Origin of the sequence: Plantibacter sp. PA-3-X8 (genome assembly GCF_003856975.1) — a bacterium.
Taxonomy (GTDB): domain Bacteria; phylum Actinomycetota; class Actinomycetes; order Actinomycetales; family Microbacteriaceae; genus Plantibacter; species Plantibacter auratus.
Map to the genome: position 1 here is coordinate 1,951,096 of NZ_CP033107.1, position 19,255 is coordinate 1,970,350.

A 19,255-nucleotide genomic window follows, 5' to 3' on the forward strand; every position below is an offset into this window, starting at 1 on the left:
CTCCGCGTTTGCAGCGTGGCGCATCGACCGATGCTTGACCGAACATCACCTGGGGGACCGTGAGCAACTGGAGTGCCTGGCTGCGCAAACGCAAGACGGCGGCGTCCATCACGGCCCTGTCGGTCCTCGTCGCCGTACCGGTGACCGCCGCACTCATCCACCAGGGCTTCCCGGTCACGGAGGTCGACCTCGAGTCCCGCGACGTCTGGGTCACCAACGGCGAGTCGCTCCTCGCGGGGCGTCTCAACGATCAGATCTCCGAACTCGACGGTGCGGTGTCGACGGCGTCGAACAACGCCGACGTGCTGCAGGACGGTGACGACGTCTTCCTCCAGGACAAGGCGCTGTCCTCGCTCGAGCGCATCGACCCGGCCTTCACGAGCCTCATCCAGCGTGTCTCGCTGCCGACCGGCGCGACGGTGCACTACGGCGGCGACCGACTCTCGGTCGTGGCGGGGGAGACCGGCAAGCTCTGGTCCGTCGACGCCGCGGGCGAGCTCCGCTTCGACCCCACGGAGACGAAGCCGATCGTGTCCATCGGCAAGGCCGGTCAAGCGGTCGTCACCTCGACGGGCACCATCCTCGCGGTCGCACCCGCGAAGGGGCGCCTCTACCGCATTTTGCCCGACGGCACGAAGACCGAGTCGAAGCTCCCGAAGCTCGACGACTACCAGTTGAGTGCGGCCGGTGAGCAGGCCGTCATCCTCGACGTGAAGTCCGGCGACCTCGTGAAGCAGGACGGCTCCGTCGTCGAGCTGCCGGGCAAACCGCTGAAGATCCAGGAGCCGTCGGCATCGGACGACGCCGCCGTCATCGCCACCGGTGACTCGCTCGTCCGCGTCCCGCTCGGCGGCGGCGACCCCGAGGTGCTCGACGCCGATGTCACGACGGCGGCGACGAGCGCTGCCGAGGTCACGGCACCGGTCAACCTCGACGGCTGCATGCACGGAGCCTGGGCCTCATCGAGCCGCTACGCAGCCGAGTGCGCCGACAAGAAGCCCGTCATCGAGGACATCAACCCGGAGACCATCGGCCAGCAGCTCGTCTTCCGGGTCAACCGCTCGGTCATCGCCCTCAACAACGTCCAGACCGGCAACTCCTGGCTCGTGCAGGCGAACATGCGTCTCGTCGACAACTGGGACGAGGTGACGCCCCCGCAGGAGGAGGACGGCGAGGACGGCGATGAGAAGGCCTCCGAGCAGTCCTTCGAGGACACGCTCGCCGAGCGCACCGAGGAGAACCGTCCGCCCATCGCCCGCGACGACGCGTTCGGCGTCCGCCCGGGTCGCGCGACCGTTCTTCCACTGCTCGACAACGATTCCGACGCCGACGGCGACGTCCTGACGATCCAGAACACGAGCGACGTCGCGGCCGAGACCGGCAAGCTGGAGTACATCGACGGCGGGCGCGCGCTCCAGTTCACCCCGGCCGAGGGCTTCGTGGCCGGGACGACGTCGTTCCGGTACTCCGTCAACGACGGCCGCCCAGGCGGCGTGGCCGAAGCGAACGTGAGCATCGCCATCAAGCCACCCGAGGTCAACGAGCCGCCGACGTCGCATCGCGAGGCCGCAGTGTCGGTCGAGGCCGGGCAGACGGTCACCTACAACGTGCTCGCCGACTGGCGTGATCCCGACGGCGACGACATCTTCCTCCAGTCGGCCTCACCGGCGTCCAGCGACCTCGTCCGGTTCACCCCGGACGGCTTCGTCACGTTCACGCACGCCTCGCCCGAAATGGGCCCGCGCGACGTCAAGTTCGTCGTGTCCGACGGGGTCAACTCGGCGGAGGGCACCCTCAAGGTCGATGTCCAGCCCGCCGGAGCCTTGAGCCCGATCGGCACACCCGACTTCGTCTCGACCTTCGTCGGCGAGTCCGCGCTCGTCCAGCCGTTGGCGAACGACCAGTCACCGAGTGGGGCCCCGCTCGGTCTCATCGGCGTCGAAGCGTTGCAGGGCGGTCTCGTGTCCTCGCCGAGCCTCGAGAAGCAGTCGGTCACCGTCTCCTCGAACGAGCCCGGCACCTACTACCTGAAGTACACGCTCGGCGCCGGTATCGCCTCGAGCATCGGGCTCATCCGCGTCGACGTCCTCGAGAAGCCGACCGACGTGCGTCCGCCGGTCGCCGTGAAGGACGAAGGATATCTGCGTCCGAACGAGACGATCACGATCCCGGTCCTCGCGAACGACGAGTCGCCGGGTGGGCAGGTGCTCGCCGTGCAGTCCGTCTCCGTTCCCGACGAGTCCACCTCGTTGTCCGTCGAGGTCCTCGACAGCGCGGTCATCCGCGTGTCCTCCTCCGCGCCGATCGAGCAGCAGCTGCAGTTCACCTACGTCGTGTCCGACGGCACCTCGTCGGCTCAGGCGGCCGTGACGGTCGTCCCGGTGCCACCGCTGCCGAAGCATCAGGCACCGGTCGCGACCGACGATGCCGTCGTCGTCCGCGCGGGCGACATCGCCAACGTCGCGGTGCTCGAGAACGACTACCACCCGGACGCGGCGGTCATGCTCGTCGACCGCCAGCTCGTCGACGATCCGACCGCCGGCCTCGCCTTCGTCGACGACGACGAGGTCCGCTTCCAGGCGCCGAGCGAACCGGGCACCTACACGACGACGTACCGTGTGTACGACACCTTCGGCGAGGCCGACACGGCGACGGTCACCTTCAACGTGGTCGGCGAGGACAAGAAGAACAACCAGCCGCCTGTGCCGCAGCTGCTCACCTCGCGCGTGTTCGCCGGTGCGACGGTCCGTGTGGACGTCCCGCTCGACGGCCTGGACCCGAACGGTGACTCCGTCGTCGTCGACGACATCGCCTCGGCACCGTTGCTCGGTCGCGTCATCGATCAGGGGAGCACCTGGTTCGTCTACGAGGCGGCTCCGGACTCCTCCGGGACCGACACCTTCCAGTACCGGGTCAAGGACACCTACGGCGCGGTCGCCGTCGGCACGATCAAGATCGGGGTCATCGGACGCCCGGAGGTCGACGGCCAGCCGAACGCGGTCGACGACTACATCGAGGTCCTGCCGGGCAAGGTGGCGTCCGTGCCGGTGCTCTCGAACGACTCCGACCCGAACGGGTACAAGCTCAAACTCGAACCGAAGCTGCTCTCGGTGGACGACGGCCTCACCGCCGAGGTCAGCAAGAGCCGTGTCGTCATCGAAGTGCCGGAGGAGGAGGCGTTCTTCACGGTCCGGTACCAGATCACCAACGGCAAGGGTGGCATCGACAGCGCCTACATCCAGGTCAAGGTCACGAAGGACGCGAAGCCGCAGTTCCCCGAGGCGGATGACCACGTCCTCGAGGACGCCGACATCGTCGGCAAGAAGACCATCGACATCGACGTGCTCGACGGCGCGCAGAACCCCGGTGGGCTGATCGACGACCTGCAGCCGAGCCTCGAAGGTGTGAACGCCGCCTCCGGCGAGGTCCGCGACGGTGGCACGATCCGGGTGACCCTCACCGACCGACGCCAGGCGATCGCCTACCGCCTGACGGACCCGGTCACGCAGCTGAGCGGTGCCGCGTTCATCATCGTCCCGGCGGCGACCGACGGCGAGCCGCCGCGCATGAAGAACCCGTTACCGGAGCAGATCGTCAAGGTCAACGAGACGCGCACCTGGAAGCTCTCGGACATCACCGAGGCGCCGTCCGGCAAGCCCGTCACCATCGCGTCCGAGGGCAGCGTGGTCAACTTCCGCGGCAACGGCACCTCGAGCTACGTTGACGACGCCACGATCACCTTCACGCCGGCCAAGGACTACCGCGGTCCGGCTTCGGTGAGCTTCGAGGCCACGGACGGTCGCGAGAGCAAACTGCTCACCCTGCCGATCACGGTGGGTGACCCCGACCTCGAGGACGTGCCGCCGACCTTCACCCCGGTGACGGTCCCGGTCGAAGCTGGCGAACCGGCGATCGTCGTCGATCTGCGCGCCTCGAGCGACCACCCGAACCCGAAGATCCTGGCCGCGTTGTCCTACCAGGGCCTCAGCGGCACCTCCGGTGGTGTCCAGGCCACCCTGTCCGGTTCGCAGCTGTCCGTCTCCGCGCCGCAGGGCACCCAGCCCGGGACCTCCGCGACGCTCAACTTCACCGTGACCTACAAGGAGTACTCGATCCCCGGATCGGTGCAGGTGCAGGTCGTCTCCTCGACCCGTCCGCTGCCGCGAGCGATCGACGACCGCGTCGAAGAGGGCCGCAAGAACAAAGCCGAATCGATCAACGTCCTCGCGAACGACTACAACCCCTTCCCGGACACCCCGCTCAAGATCGTCGACGCCACCGTGGAGAGCGCGCCGGCCGGTGGAGCGACGGCGACCTTCTCCGGGAGCACGGTGACGGTGACCCCCGGCTCGTCCAAGAGCGGGACCGTCAGCGTCATCTACACGGTCCAGGATGCGACGAACGACCCCAACCGGAAGGTCCAGGGTCGCATCACCGTCATCGTGAAGGACGTGCCCGATCCGCCGACGATCGCCGTGAAGAGTGCGAAGAGCGGCAAGATCGTCGTGGTCGTCGGCGGGTCTCCGGCGAGCAACGGATCGCCGATCGAGTCGCACTGGGTGAAGTGGTCCGGCGGCGGCGACCGGCAGTGTGCTCCCGGCAACGACTGCTCCTTCGACGTCACGAACGGTCAGAGTTACACCTTCAGCTCCTACGCGCGGAACGCCGTGGGCCCGAGCGCGGAATCCGGCACGGAGACCGCGACCGCGTTCGGCGTCCCGAGCGAGCCGCGCGGCCTGTCGATCAACGCTTCCGGCGACGCACCCACCACACTGACCATGCAGTGGTCCGCCCCTGCCGACGACGGTGGCCGGGTCGACAGCTACAGCTGGCGTGTCATGAAGGGTTCAGGCGTCGCCTACTCCGGTACGACCGGCGGCACGAAGATCATCCAGGGGCAGGTCCCGGCCGGCACCTACCAGCTCTACGTGTCCGCCACCGGGCCGGGTGGCACCGGACCGGAGAGCGGACCGGTGGAGGTCACCGTGAAGGATCCGCCGCCGAAGAACCCGACCGGATCCATCAGTCGAGGTGCAGGTCCGGTGACCTGTCCGAGTGACGGTCGCTTCGGATGCTACCGGGTGGTCGTGAACTGGAAGGACTTCGAAGCCGGCGCCTACCGCATGGACCTGTACGAGAACGGTTCGGTCGTGAGCACGCTGGACGGCCAGAACATCGGTGCCAGCGGAAGCGCACAGTTCTCCCGGCTCTACGGCAAGACCAACTTCTCCCTGTACGTGAAGTTCACCCGACTGTCCGACGGCAAGACCTGGGACGTCGCACAGACCAACGGCACCGACTGGTGACCCCGTTCCCGATCACCCGATGAGAAAGCACCCAACACACCCATGACTGTCACGCAGGAACAGGCCACCTGGTTCGCCGACGCGTTCGGCAAGCTCGTCGGCAACGTCGAGCAGGCCATCCTCGGCAAGGAGCACGTCATCAAGCTCGTCGTCACCGCCATGCTCTCGGAGGGCCACGTGCTCCTCGAGGACTACCCGGGCACGGGCAAGACCGTGCTCGCCAAGGCGCTCGCGAACACGCTCGACGGCACGAGCTCGCGGATCCAGTTCACGCCCGACCTCCTGCCGTCCGACGTCACCGGTGTGACGATCTACGACCAGGGCAAGGGGATCTTCGAGTTCCACAAGGGACCGATCTTCGCCTCCATCGTGCTGGCGGACGAGATCAACCGCGCCTCGCCGAAGACGCAGTCGGCGCTCCTCGAGGTGATGGAGGAGGGCATCGTCACGATCGACGGCACGAGTTACGAGGCCGGCAAGCCGTTCATGGTCATCGCGACGCAGAACCCGATCGAGCAGGCAGGCACGTACAAACTGCCCGAGGCGCAGCTCGACCGCTTCCTCATCAAGACCACGCTCGGCTACCCCGACCGCCAGACCTCCGTGAACCTGCTCTTCGACGCCTCGAACCGGGCGCGCGCGACGAAGGTCCAGCCGATCATCGCCTCCAGCGCGGTCATCACCATGGCGCAGCTCGCCACCGAGGTGCACGTCGACGGCAGCATCCTCGAGTACGTCGCCGACGTCGTCGCGGCGACGCGGGACGACCAGGACGTCGCCCTCGGCGTCAGCATGCGCGGTGCGCTCGCGCTCGTGCGTGCGGTCAAGACCTGGGCGATCTCGCAGGGGCGCACGTACGTCACCCCCGACGACGTGAACGACCTCGCGCAGGCCGTCCTCGCGCACCGCATCATCATCGACCCCGAGTCCGACTTCGCCGGCGTGACCGCGCAGGACGTCGTCGCCCGGGTCCTCGTCAGCATCGCTCCGCCGGCGTACCGCGCAGCATGAGCGAGACCCTCGAGCAGCGCGCCGACACCGCGCCGGACGGATCCGGGCCGGTCCGCACGGCGACGGTCGGCGCGCCTGCCGAGGCGGGGCCCGAGGGTCCCGATGCGCACATCGATGGCGCGCCGGCTCCCGCTCGACGGCCGAACCCGTTCCGCAGCGCGCTCGACGGCGTCGGTGCCGTCGTCGTGCCCTGGGCCAGGGTCGTCTGGTCGGCTGCGCAGCCCGTGCTCGCTGTCGTCAGCGGCCTCGGCTGGGTCGTGCTCGCGATCGGCGTCATCGCGACCGTCGCCGGCTTCATCCTGGGGTGGGCGGAGCTCGTCTTCCTCGGCTTCGTGCCGCTGGCCGCGTTGCTGGCCTCCGTCGCGTACCTCTTCGGGCGGTCGACCTTCCGCATCTCCATCCACTTGAACCCCAGCCGCGTCACCGTCGGGGAGCGCGCGATCGGGCAGGTCCTCATCGCCAACCCCGGCAACCGCGCCACGACGCCCACGCGCCTCGAGGTCCCCGTGGGCTACGGCCTCGCGGAGTTCGCCATCCCGGCGATCCCGAAGGACGGCGAGCACGAGGAGCTGTTCGCCGTCCCGACGAACCGGCGAGCCGTCATCCCGGCCGGGCCTGCCGTGTCGGTCCGCGGCGACCAGCTCGGTCTGCTGCGCCGCGAGGTGCGCTGGACGGAACCGGTCGAGCTCTTCGTGCACCCTGAGACCACGCGGCTCCACCCGACGGCCGCCGGTCTCATCCGCGACCTCGAGGGCCTCGTCACGAAGACCATCACGAACAACGACATCTCCTTCCACGCGCTCCGCGGGTACGTCCCCGGTGATGACCGCCGCTACATCCACTGGAAGTCCTCCGCGAAGACGGGCCAGCTCATGGTGCGGCAGTTCGAGGAGACTCGGCGGTCGCAGCTCACCATGGTGATGACGACCGACTCCCGCTACTACGCCGACGATGAGGACGAGTTCGAGTTGGCGGTGTCGCTCACCGCGTCGATCGCGACCCAGGTGATCCTCGACCAGGTGCCGATCAGCGTCGTGACCGACCGGCTCGCGCTGCGGACCCACACCGTGACCTCCTTCCTCGACGACAGCTGCAGGCTGCAGCTCGCCGAGGGCACCTTCGACACCCCACGCACCTTCGCCCGGGAGACCACGAAGCGTCTGCCTGCACCGAGTGTCGTCATCATCGTCGCCGGTTCGCGGCTCGAGGCACAGGAGTACCGGGGGATCCAACGCCTCTTCGGTCCCGACGTCAACGTGTTCGGCATCCGCGTCGAACGCGGTGCACGGGCCGGCATCAAGGACGTCGCCGGGATGAACGTCATGACGGTCGGGGCACTGAGCGACCTCGCCAAGGTCATGTCGAGGGCCCTGTGAGCGGGGTCGACGAGCGCACGACCGTGCGCCCCGGACGCGTTCCCGCCGGCTCGGCCGCGGACGTCGACGTCCAGGGCATCGTCCCGACCTTCGTCGCGCCGTGGCCGTTGCCCGGCCGCTCCTGGATCGACCTCGTGGTCGTCTTCGTCCTCGCGGCCCTCGGCCTGCTCGGCTTCGGTGCGGCGCTCAGCGGCACCGGCTTCCTCCTCGCCGGCCTCGGCGGTCTCGCGCTCGGCATGGGGGTCGGTGTCGCCTCCCACGCGCTCCGGCTGAACGCCCTCCTGACCGGTCTCTCGACCGTCCTCGTCTTCTACGTCTTCGGCAGTGCCCTGGCGATGCCGTCGGTCGCGACGTTCGCGATCCTCCCGAACCTGCGGACCCTCGGTGGGATCAGCATCGGGGCGGTGTTCGGGTGGAAGGACTTCGTCACCCTGCAGACCCCGCTGAGCGCGCCCGCCTACATCATGACCCTGCCCTACGTCGCGGGGATGCTCGTCGGGGTGGTCTCCGCCGTGCTCGCCGTCCGCTGGCTGCCGCGCCGTCCGCAGGTCGCCGTGCGCTGCGCCGTCCTGCTCGTCGGCCCGACCGTACTGTACGCGCTCGGCGTCCTCCTCGGTACGCAGACGCCCTTCCTGGCGGCCGTCCGCGGGATCGCGTTCGCGCTGATCGCCCTCCTCTGGCTCGGGTGGCGGCCGGGTGCCGGTCGTGGCGAGAACGCGGCGGCGTCGACCACCGCCGTCCTCCGTCGCAAGAAGATCATCGGCACGGCCGTCCTCGCCGCGGTCGCGGTCGTCGTCGGCGGCGGCGCGGCCGTGGTCGCCTCACCGCCCACGGACTCCCGGTTCGTCCTCCGCGAGGTCGTCACCCCGCCGTTCGACCCCCTGGAGTACCCGAGCCCGCTCGCCGGGTTCCGCGAGTACACGAAGGACCTCGCCGAGACGAAGCTCTTCACCGCCACCGGCCTCAAGCCGGGGGATCGGATCCGTCTGGCGGCCATGGACAGCTACGACGGACGCCTGTGGACCGTCTCGGGACCGTCCACGGCGACCGACGGCTCCGGTGCCTTCGAACTCGTCGGCGACCACTTGCCCGGACCGAAGCTCATCACGGCCGGTAGCGACCGTCGGGTGTCGATCGACATCACCGGCTACGACGACATCTGGGTGCCCAGTGTCGGATATCCGAGCGCGCTCACCCTCGACGGTAAGGCGTCCGAGCGATCCGAGGACATCCGCTACAACGCCGAGAGCGGCGCGGCCGTCATCACCTCGGGCATCGGCACGGGCGACGACTACGAGGAGCGGACCACGACGCAGGCCGTCCCGAGCGACACGGCCCTCGCGACGACACCGACCGCAGCGGTCGAGCTGCCGCCCGTCACGAACATCCCCGACATCGTCGTCGCGAAGGCCTCGGAGTTCGTCGGAACCGAGACGACGCCCATGGGGCAGCTGCGCGCGATCGAGCAGACCCTCCGCACCACCGGGTTCCTCAGCCACGGGCTCGCCTCGGACAGCTCTCCGTCACGCGCCGGCCACGGTGCGGACCGGATGTCGGAGCTGTTCACCCGCACACCGATGGTCGGCGACGAGGAGCAGTACGCGTCGGCGTTCGCGCTCATGGCCCGCTCGCTCGGCTACCCCGCGCGGGTCGTCATGGGCTTCGCGCCCGAGGTGACCGAGGGCCAGGGTTCGGTGCAGGTCGTCGGAGACGACGTGACGGCGTGGGTCGAGGTGCCCTTCGAGGGCTACGGCTGGGTGGCGTTCTCACCGACCCCCGATGAGACCGAGATCCCGCAGGACCAGGACCCGAAGCCCAAGACCGAGCCGCAGCCGCAGGTGCGTCAGCCGCCGCGCAGCGACAGCCTCGACGACAGCCTCCTCACCGAGGCCTCGATCGACGATGGCGACGACAAGGACAAGAACGACGGACTCGTGATCCCGGAGTGGGTCTGGTGGCTCGCGCTGATCGTGGGTGTCCCGGTGTCGCTGTACTTCATCCCGCTCCTCGCCATCTCCGGCGCGAAGCGTCGGCGGACGAAGCGTCGCCGCGCGGGCAGTGGTGACCGCAGCGCCGCCGGTGCGTGGGACGAGCTGATCGACCGCTACGCCGAGCTCGGGTACACGGTGCCCCCGGCCGCCACGCGGTCGGCCACGGCGTCCATGCTCGGTGCCCAGGAACCAGAGGGCGCGACCACGCTCACCGTGCTCGCGGGGACGACCGACGATGTCGTCTTCTCCGGTCGTGACGTGGACGACACGACGGCCGACGAGCTGTGGCAGCGGTCGGAGGCCGAGGCCTCCCGGGCACAGGGAGCGCTCGGCTGGTTCGCCCGCCAGCGGAGCCGGTTCCGCTACCGCGCGAAGCGCAGTCTCGTGAGCCGGCTGCAGCCGTCCGGTGCGCTCGCCCGTCGAGCAGCATGGGACCAGCGCGCCGCCGGGCGGCGCTGAGGCCGATACGACCGCCGAGGCGCTACCCTCGGTGAGTATGGAGCGCTCGCTCGAGACCAGCGTGAGTCAGGCCGTCGACGCCTGGCTCCGGTGGCTGCCGCGCTGGCACCCCGCCGCCCACCGTGGACGCACCCGGATCTGCCGCCGGTGCATCGGGTCGCCGATCCTCCGGGCGGCCGGCCTCGTCGACGACGTCCCGCACCAGGTGCAGCACGGCCTGGCCACCCGGATGAAGGCCCTCGTCGACCACGCGGTGGCGGAGTACACCGAGCGGAACCTCCCCGTCCTCCGCGCCGAACTGCGCGCGGCGGACCTGCGCGAGGCGCAGCGTGCCTACCGCCCCGGGGAGGGGCTCGACCCGGAGTTCGACGGGTTGCAGCTCGACCCCGACCCGGATCCCGAGCAGCCCTACCTCTTCACCCTCGCGGAGCTCGGCGAATCCCAGGCGAGGGCCGTCCCGCCACCCCCGCCGTTGTCGGACGACGCGAAGGAGGCGCTGCGCACCGAGATCGCCCTCGCCGACCAGTGCGCGAACGAGACCGGGCGCCGCATCTGCGAACTCCTCGTCGGGCACCGCCTCGCCATCCACGACGCCGTGGAGCGGTACGTCGAACCGCAGGTCACCGCGCTCCTCGACGACCTCGCACTGGAGCTGGATTCCCCCACCTCGCCCTGGTAGCCGTCGGGGTTCACCCGGACGCAGGAGGGGAGATCTCCCCATCGTGCTGTCCGACACCCGTCACTATACTTTCGAGCACTTGTCATCAGCACGATCCATGCTCATTGGGGGCGCAACACCATGACCGATCCCGGAGATCAGAACCCGCAGCAGCCCCAGTGGCAGCGACCACCCGCTCAGCCCGACCCGCAGCAGGGGTGGCAGGGCAACGGCCCGCAGCAGTCGGGCTCAGGCCAGCAGCAGACGGGTCAGTACGGACAGCAGTCGCCGTACGGGCAGTCGCCGACGCAGCCGTCTGGGCAGTACGGGCAGCAGTCCGGCCAGTACGGTGAGCAGTCGTCCGGCCAGCAGAACCAGCAGACGGGCCAGTACGACCAGCAGACCGGTCAGTACAGCCAGCAGACCGGTCAGTACGGTCAGACGGCGCAGTACGGCCAGCAGCCGACCGAGCAGTTCGGTCAGCAGGGAACCGGTCAGTACGGCCAGCAGCCCACGGGGCAGTACGGCCAGCAGCCCACCGAGCAGTACGGCCAGGCGCCCTACGCGCAGGGCGCCGGCGGGTACGGCGGCGGCCAGCAGCCGCCCAAGAAGAAGCTCTCGAAGAAGGGGCTCACCGGCATCATCGCCGGCGGGAGCGCCCTCCTCCTCATCATCGTCGGTGGCATCGTCGGCGTCAGTGTCGGCAACGCCCTCCACGCCCCGGAGGTGACGGTCAAGAGCTACCTCGACGCCCTCAAGTCGGGCGACGCCGAACAGGCGCTCAAGCTCTCCGGTACCGAGGTGTCGGCGGCCGACGTGCTGCTGACCGACGACGCGTACAAGGCGGCGTCCGGCAAGGTCTCCGGCTACACGATCGGGAAGACGACGACCAGCGGGAACACCGCGACCGTCGAGGCCCGCCTCACTCAGGGTGGCGAGAGCGTCGACCAGGAGTTCACGCTCACCAAGGTCGGCAAGGACGCCGTGCTCTTCGACAAGTGGAAGCTCGAGGCTCCCGAACTCAGCACGGTCCAGGTCGACGTGGTCGCCCCTGAGGACGCGGTCGCGACGGTCGGCGGCGTCGACCTCACCGACGTCGAACCGATCGCCGAGGGTTCGTACCAGCTGCGTGCCCTCCCGGGCACCTACGACGTCGCCCTCAGCGAGAGCGACTGGTACACCGCCGAGGCGACGACCACGACGGCCGTGGGCTTCGGTCAGGCCGCGGAACCCGCGACGCTCGCCGTCGCCCTCACCGACGCCGGGACGACCGCCGTCGAGGAGGCCGTCAACGCGTACATCGACGGCTGCGGTGCGGCGACGGAGCTCGCCCCGGAGGGGTGCCCCTTCGAGATCCGCAACGACACCGGCTTCACCCCCTCCGGTGTGACCTGGAAGTTCGACACGCGCCCGACCTTCACGATCGGTGACTTCGCGGGAGGCGGCTGGACCGTCGACTCCGAGACCGTCGGACGCATGTCGATGACCTGCACGCTGACCGACCCGGCCACCGGCCAGACCGGTCCGGGCTACAGCATCAACCCCGTCGACTTCGTCGTCGGCGGCACGATCGAGGGCTTCACCGACGAGGGCGCGACCTTCGTCCCGTCCCCGTAGAGGCCGAGCTGTACGGCCCCTGGGAGCGATGCTCCCAGGGGCCGTCGTCGTTTGACCACAGCCTGTCGGCGGGCTAGTCTTGTTTGGGTGTGCGCGCTGTCGTGCGCTCTCGTGCTGTCCACGTTCTCCGGAGCCTGGCTCGGGGGAGTGGACAGCAGTCTTGCACCATCGGGTTGATCCCCGCCGGGCTGGTCCCGGTTGCCGATCGCCCCCACGGCATACCCACCACGAAAGCGACGCGCACTCGCGCGGCGCCGGTGGGTCCATACGACCTCGTGATCCGGGAGACCGGTCCACGAATGCTGCAGTACCACTGTCACCGTGCAGTCATCATCAAGGAGCAAGTAGTGCCAACCATTCAGCAGTTGGTTCGGAAGGGCCGCAGCCCCAAGGTCGTCAAGACCAAGGCGCCCGCCCTGAAGAGCAACCCCCAGCAGGCCGGCGTGTGCACCCGCGTGTACACCACCACCCCGAAGAAGCCGAACTCGGCGATGCGCAAGGTCGCCCGCGTGAAGCTGCGCAACGGCACCGAGGTCACCGCGTACATCCCCGGTGAGGGCCACAACCTCCAGGAGCACTCGCTGGTCCTGGTCCGTGGTGGTCGTGTGAAGGACCTCCCGGGTGTCCGTTACAAGATCGTCCGTGGCGCCCTCGACACGCAGGCCGTCAAGAACCGCAAGCAGGCTCGCAGCCGCTACGGCGCGAAGATGGAGAAGAAGTAATGCCTCGCAAGGGTCCAGCTCCGAAGCGTCCCGTCGTCGCCGATCCCGTCTACGGCGCCCCCATCGTCAGCCAGCTCGTCAACAAGATCCTGCTGGACGGCAAGAAGGGCCTCGCTGAGCGCATCGTCTACGACGCACTCGAAGGCGTCACCGCCAAGAACCAGGGCGACGCCGTCGTCACGCTCAAGAAGGCGCTCGACAACGTCCGCCCGACCCTCGAGGTGCGTTCGCGCCGCGTCGGTGGTTCCACCTACCAGGTGCCGGTCGAGGTCAAGCCTCACCGCGCCAACACCCTCGCCCTGCGCTGGCTCGTGAGCTACGCGAAGGGCCGCCGCGAGAAGACGATGACCGAGCGTCTCCAGAACGAGATCCTCGACGCATCGAACGGTCTCGGTGCAGCCGTCAAGCGTCGTGAAGACACGCACAAGATGGCCGAGTCGAACAAGGCGTTCGCGCACTACCGCTGGTAGTCGCCGCCCGATGCGAGGGCGGGCGATCCGCCCGCCCTCGCACACCTGAGTGAATCAGCTCACCCCTACCTATCCCCGGAGGACCCCGTGGCACAAGACGTGCTCACCGACCTGAACAAGGTCCGCAACATCGGCATCATGGCCCACATCGATGCCGGCAAGACCACCACCACCGAGCGCATCCTGTTCTACACGGGCGTCAACCACAAGATCGGCGAGACCCACGACGGTGCGTCGACGATGGACTGGATGGCGCAGGAGCAGGAGCGCGGCATCACCATCACGTCCGCCGCGACGACCTGCTTCTGGAACAAGAACCAGATCAACATCATCGACACCCCCGGCCACGTCGACTTCACGGTCGAGGTCGAGCGTTCGCTCCGCGTCCTCGACGGCGCGGTCGCGGTGTTCGACGGCAAGGAGGGCGTCGAGCCCCAGTCCGAGACCGTCTGGCGTCAGGCCGACAAGTACGACGTGCCGCGCATCTGCTTCGTCAACAAGATGGACAAGCTCGGCGCCGACTTCTACTTCACCGTCGACACGATCATCAGCCGCCTCGGCGCGAAGCCGCTGGTCATCCAGCTGCCGATCGGTGCCGAGTCCAGCTTCGAGGGCGTCGTCGACCTCGTCGAGATGCGTGCGCTCACCTGGCGCGGAGACGCCAAGGGTGACGTCGAGATGGGCGCCAAGTACGCCATCGAGGAGATCCCGGAAGACCTCAAGGAGAAGGCGGCCGAGTACCGCACCGCGCTCCTCGAGGCCGTCGCCGAGACCGACGACGCACTCATGGAGAAGTACTTCGGTGGCGAAGAGCTGACCGTCGCGGAGATCAAGGCCGCGATCCGTCACCTCACCATCACGAGCACCATGTACCCGGTCCTCTGTGGCTCCGCGTTCAAGAACCGCGGCGTCCAGCCGATGCTCGACGCCGTCATCGACTACCTCCCCTCCCCGCTCGACGTCCCGGCCATCGAGGCCCACGACGCGCGCGACGAGGAGAAGGTCGTGGAGCGTCACCCCGACTCGACCGAGCCCTTCACCGCGCTCGCGTTCAAGGTCGCGGTGCACCCGTTCTTCGGTCGCCTGACGTACGTCCGCGTCTACTCGGGTCGTCTCGACTCCGGTGCGCAGATCATCAACTCGACCAAGGGCAAGAAGGAGCGCATCGGGAAGATCTTCCAGATGCACGCCAACAAGGAGAACCCGGTCGACTTCGTCACCGCCGGTCACATCTACGCGGTCATCGGCCTGAAGGACACCACCACCGGTGACACCCTGTCCGACCCGCAGCACCAGGTCGTCCTCGAGTCGATGAGCTTCCCGGAGCCCGTCATCGAGGTCGCGATCGAGCCGAAGACAAAGGCCGACCAGGAGAAGCTGGGCACCGCGATCCAGAAGCTGGCCGAAGAGGACCCGACGTTCCGCACCGAGCAGAACACCGAGACCGGCCAGACGGTCATCAAGGGCATGGGCGAGCTCCACCTCGACATCCTCGTCGACCGCATGAAGCGCGAGTTCAACGTCGAGGCCAACGTCGGCAAGCCGCAGGTCGCGTACCGCGAGACCATCAAGCGCAAGGTCGAGAAGTACGGCTACACGCACAAGAAGCAGACCGGTGGTTCGGGTCAGTTCGCGAAGATCCAGTTCGATCTGGAGCCGATGGACGTCACTCCGGAGACGACCTACGAGTTCGTGAACGCCGTGACCGGTGGTCGCATCCCGCGCGAGTACATCCCGTCGATCGACGCCGGTTTCCAGGACGCCCTGCAGGTCGGTGGCCTCGCCGGCTACCCGGTCGTGGGTGTCAAGGCGATCATCACCGATGGTGCGGCGCACGACGTCGACTCCTCGGAGATGGCGTTCAAGATCGCCGGCTCGATGGGTCTCAAGGAGGCCTACTCGCGTGCCAACCCCGTCCTCCTCGAGCCGCTCATGGCGGTCGAGGTGCGTACTCCTGAGGAGTACATGGGCGACGTCATCGGAGACCTCAACTCGCGCCGTGGACAGATCCAGTCCATGGACGACGCCACCGGCGTCAAGGTCATCCGTGCCAACGTGCCGCTCTCCGAGATGTTCGGCTACATCGGCGACCTCCGGTCGAAGACCTCTGGTCGTGCCGTGTACTCGATGACGTTCGAGAGCTACGCGGAGGTCCCGAAGGCTGTCGCCGACGAGATCATCCAGAAGAACAAGGGCGAGTAGTCACTCACTCTCTCTTCACCGCGGTCCGGCCGGGTGTGCGAACACCCGGGCGGATCGCGTAACATGAATACACATCCCTGCAGTGCGTCGGGCATCGAATGGTGCCCGGCGTCCCGCACAACGTCCTGAGGAGGACTCACAGTGGCAAAGGCCAAGTTCGAGCGGACCAAGCCGCACGTCAACATCGGTACGATCGGTCACGTCGACCACGGCAAGACCACGCTCACCGCGGCGATCTCGAAGGTCCTGGCGGACAAGTTCCCGTCCGCGACCAACGTGCAGCGCGACTTCGCGTCGATCGACTCCGCGCCGGAAGAGCGTCAGCGTGGTATCACGATCAACATCTCGCACGTCGAGTACGAGACCCCGAAGCGCCACTACGCGCACGTCGACGCCCCCGGTCACGCTGACTACATCAAGAACATGATCACCGGTGCTGCGCAGATGGACGGCGCGATCCTGGTCGTCGCCGCCACTGACGGCCCGATGGCTCAGACGCGTGAGCACGTGCTGCTCGCCAAGCAGGTCGGCGTCCCCTACCTGCTCGTCGCGCTGAACAAGTCCGACATGGTCGACGACGAGGAGATCCTGGAGCTCGTCGAGCTCGAGGTCTCCGAGCTGCTCGCCTCGCAGGGCTTCGCTGAGGACGCACCGGTCGTCCGCGTCTCGGGCCTCAAGGCGCTCGAGGGCGACGAGAAGTGGGTGCAGAGCATCCTCGACCTCATGGACGCCGTGGACGCCAACGTCCCCGACCCCGTGCGCGACAAGGACAAGCCCTTCCTCATGCCGATCGAGGACGTCTTCACGATCACCGGTCGTGGAACCGTCGTCACGGGCCGCGCCGAGCGTGGCACGCTCGCGATCAACTCCGAGGTCGAGATCGTCGGCATCCGCCCGACGCAGAAGACGATCGTCACGGGTATCGAGATGTTCCACAAGCAGCTCGACGAGGCATGGGCCGGCGAGAACTGTGGTCTCCTGCTCCGTGGCACGAAGCGTGAAGACGTCGAGCGCGGCCAGGTCGTCGTGAAGCCGGGTTCGGTCACGCCGCACACGAACTTCGAGGGCACCGCGTACATCCTGTCCAAGGATGAGGGTGGGCGTCACAACCCGTTCTACGCGAACTACCGTCCGCAGTTCTACTTCCGCACCACCGACGTCACCGGCGTCATCACGCTGCCCGAGGGCACCGAGATGGTCATGCCCGGCGACACCACCGACATGACCGTTGAGCTGATCCAGCCCATCGCCATGGAGGTCGGCCTCGGCTACGCCATCCGTGAGGGTGGCCGCACCGTCGGCGCCGGCACCGTCACCAAGGTGCTCGCGTAAGCATCCGCTGACGCGAACCCCTGATCGACCGCAGGGTCGACACGGTTCCACACGAAGGGCCCGGAGCATTTCGCTCCGGGCCCTTCGTCGTGCGTGCCGTCGGACGGTCGGGACCCCGGTACCTCATATGTAAGAGATCAGGCGACCCATTCTGCATCGAGCCGCCGAGGTGACCGTGTCCCGTTCGTCCATCCGTCCGCGTCGCCTGTCGCGCCCACGTGTCCTGATCCCGAGCATCGTCGCCCTGTCCGTTCTGCTCGGCATCGCTGGAGCCACCGTGTCGGCGGCGGTGGAGGCCATGTCCGTCCGGGAGGAGCTCACGTCGGTCCTGCCTGAGCTCGAGGCGATCCGTGCGGGCGTCGTCGGTGACGGCGCCGACGCGATCGATCCTGCCGTCGTGCAGCGCGCCGGCGACGCGGTCGAGCGGGCCCTGACGTCGACTCGGCGGCCTGACTGGTGGCTCGCCGAACGCGTGCCCGTCTCCGGGGTGAACTTCGTCGCGGTGCGCACGGCCGTCGAGGCGGCCCACGTGGTCGTCGACGAGGTCGTCGAGCCGGTCCTCGACCTGTCCGTCGACGGACTCGCGGTCGACGGGCGACTGGACACGGAGCGGGTGGGGCGGTTGGCGCGCACCTCGGCGCGCGCGCTCGAGCGACTCGAGGAGCAGGTCGCGCGCCTCGACCGCCTCGACCGGTCGGTGCTCCTGCCTCAGGTGGCGTCGGCGTTGGTCGGACTCGACGGACCGCTGCGCGAGGCCTCATCGCTCGCCTCGCGGCTCGCACCGGTGCTGCGAGCGCTGCCCGGGTTCCTGGGGGAGGAGGGGCCGCGAGACGTGGTCGTCCTGTTCCAGAACTCGGCGGAGAGCCGAGCCCTCGGCGGCATCGCGGGAGCTTCGGTGCTCGTGCACGTCGAGGAGGGCGCGCTGAGCGTGACCAGGACCCTCGGCGGCGCGGACTTCGTGTCGCACGCCGATCCGGTGGTGCCCCTCCCGGCCGATGCCGACGCGCTCTACCGGACCGAGGGCTACGCTGCCGCAGGCACCTCCATCCATGAGGTGACGGCGCGGCCGGACTTCCCGTACGGTGCGCAGGTGGCTTCGCGGCTGTGGCAGGAGAGTCAGGGCGTCACGCCCGACCTGGTGCTCGCCGTGGACCCGGTCGCGCTTTCCCATCTGCTGCGAGCGACCGGCCCCGTCGTGCTGGACGACGGTACGGAGCTGTCGAGCGAGACGGTGGTCGACGAGCTCCTGAACGGCGTGTACCGAGACCACCCGGGTCTCAGCGACGAGGCGAACCGGGCGCAGGACGCGACCTTCACCGCCGTCGTGCAGGCGCTCACCTCGCAGCTGCAGGCGGGCTCCATGGTGGTGCCCCGTGCGATCGACGGCTGGGTGCAGGCGGTCGACGAGCGGCGTCTGCTCGCCTGGAGTCCCGACCGCGTCGAGGAGCGGGCGTTGGTGCTCGCCGGGGTCGGCGGCGCCCTGCCCGAGCGTTCGTCTCGTTCGGTGCCGTTCGGGCTGTACCTCTCGGACGCGGTCGGGTCCAAACTCGAGTACTACCTCCGACAGCGGGTCCGTGTCCGTGCGGCGTCGTGCGACGTCGACGGGACCCGCACGGTGATGGTCACGTCCGAGCTCTCCAACACGATCGACACGGAGCCGGAGCTCGACACGGAGGCGTTCGACTACATCGCGGGGTTCCACGAGCGTGAGGGGCTCCCGCGTGGGTGGATGCGCTTGCGGGTCATGGCCTACGCGCCCGACGGTGCCGACATCCGCTCGGTTCGCGTTGACGGCGCCGAGGCCCCGTACACGGCCGGATCGGACGACGGACGCCCCGTGGCCTACATGGTGGTGACGATCGCGCCGGGCGCGACGGTGACACTCGAGGTCGATGCGGACGTGTCCGGCGCGACGGTCGACGCGGTGCGGTTCCTGGGCACCCCGGGGGTGCGTCCGGTCGAGGTCGACAACGTCGTCGAGCCCTGCTGAGCAGCGGCGCCTCGGTGCTCACGACGCCCGAGACTGAGCGGATCCTGACCATCCGACGCCCGCGACACGCCCGGGTTGCACGCATGGTGGATCCGTGGCAAACTAGTCCAGTTCAGTACTT

11 protein-coding genes are annotated in these 19,255 nt (G+C 68.6%); all 11 read left to right on the forward strand.

Annotated elements, in window-relative coordinates:
* Positions 1–59: 59 nt before the first annotated feature.
* The 11 genes from EAO79_RS09240 (at position 60) to EAO79_RS09290 (ending at position 19,134) form a co-directional block, all read left to right on the forward strand.
* Positions 60–5,306 carry an Ig-like domain-containing protein gene (locus EAO79_RS09240; protein WP_124768812.1) on the forward strand — a complete coding sequence of 1,749 codons (5,247 nt, stop codon included), beginning with the start codon at positions 60–62 and terminating at the stop codon, positions 5,304–5,306.
* Between the two features lie 42 nt (positions 5,307–5,348).
* Positions 5,349–6,317 carry a MoxR family ATPase gene (locus EAO79_RS09245; RefSeq protein ID WP_124768813.1) on the forward strand — a complete coding sequence of 323 codons (969 nt, stop codon included), beginning with the start codon at positions 5,349–5,351 and terminating at the stop codon, positions 6,315–6,317.
* Entirely contained in the window at positions 6,314–7,693 is a 1,380-nt protein-coding gene (locus EAO79_RS09250; protein WP_124768814.1) for a DUF58 domain-containing protein, read from the forward strand. Before EAO79_RS09245 ends, EAO79_RS09250 begins: the two co-directional genes overlap by 4 nt.
* Positions 7,690–10,143 carry a transglutaminase-like domain-containing protein gene (locus EAO79_RS09255; protein ID WP_124768815.1) on the forward strand — a complete coding sequence of 818 codons (2,454 nt, stop codon included), beginning with the start codon at positions 7,690–7,692 and terminating at the stop codon, positions 10,141–10,143. The genes EAO79_RS09250 and EAO79_RS09255 overlap by 4 nt, the downstream gene beginning before the upstream one ends.
* Before the next feature lie 37 nt (positions 10,144–10,180).
* Positions 10,181–10,822, forward strand: coding sequence for a spermidine/putrescine ABC transporter substrate-binding protein (locus EAO79_RS09260; protein ID WP_079705259.1), 642 nt, complete (start codon positions 10,181–10,183; stop codon positions 10,820–10,822).
* 120 nt (positions 10,823–10,942) lie between these two features.
* Positions 10,943–12,418, forward strand: coding sequence for a hypothetical protein (locus EAO79_RS09265; protein WP_124768816.1), 1,476 nt, complete (start codon positions 10,943–10,945; stop codon positions 12,416–12,418).
* A gap of 347 nt (positions 12,419–12,765) precedes the next feature.
* Positions 12,766–13,140, forward strand: coding sequence for a 30S ribosomal protein S12 (gene rpsL / locus EAO79_RS09270; protein ID WP_056008169.1), 375 nt, complete (start codon positions 12,766–12,768; stop codon positions 13,138–13,140).
* A complete protein-coding gene (rpsG, locus tag EAO79_RS09275) occupies positions 13,140–13,610 on the forward strand; it encodes a 30S ribosomal protein S7 (RefSeq protein ID WP_064296707.1) in 471 nt (156 codons plus the stop codon). The genes rpsL and rpsG overlap by 1 nt, the downstream gene beginning before the upstream one ends.
* An 87-nt stretch (positions 13,611–13,697) precedes the next feature.
* Positions 13,698–15,812: an elongation factor G gene (fusA, locus tag EAO79_RS09280; protein ID WP_124768817.1), complete on the forward strand. Its 2,115-nt coding sequence runs from the start codon at positions 13,698–13,700 to the stop codon at positions 15,810–15,812.
* A gap of 141 nt (positions 15,813–15,953) precedes the next feature.
* Positions 15,954–17,144 carry an elongation factor Tu gene (gene tuf, locus EAO79_RS09285; RefSeq protein WP_064296705.1) on the forward strand — a complete coding sequence of 397 codons (1,191 nt, stop codon included), beginning with the start codon at positions 15,954–15,956 and terminating at the stop codon, positions 17,142–17,144.
* A 175-nt stretch (positions 17,145–17,319) separates the two neighbouring features.
* The gene (locus EAO79_RS09290) at positions 17,320–19,134 is read left to right on the forward strand and encodes a DUF4012 domain-containing protein (protein ID WP_124768818.1); all 1,815 of its coding nucleotides are present in this window, start codon (positions 17,320–17,322) and stop codon (positions 19,132–19,134) included.
* The last annotated feature ends 121 nt before the right edge of the window (positions 19,135–19,255 follow it).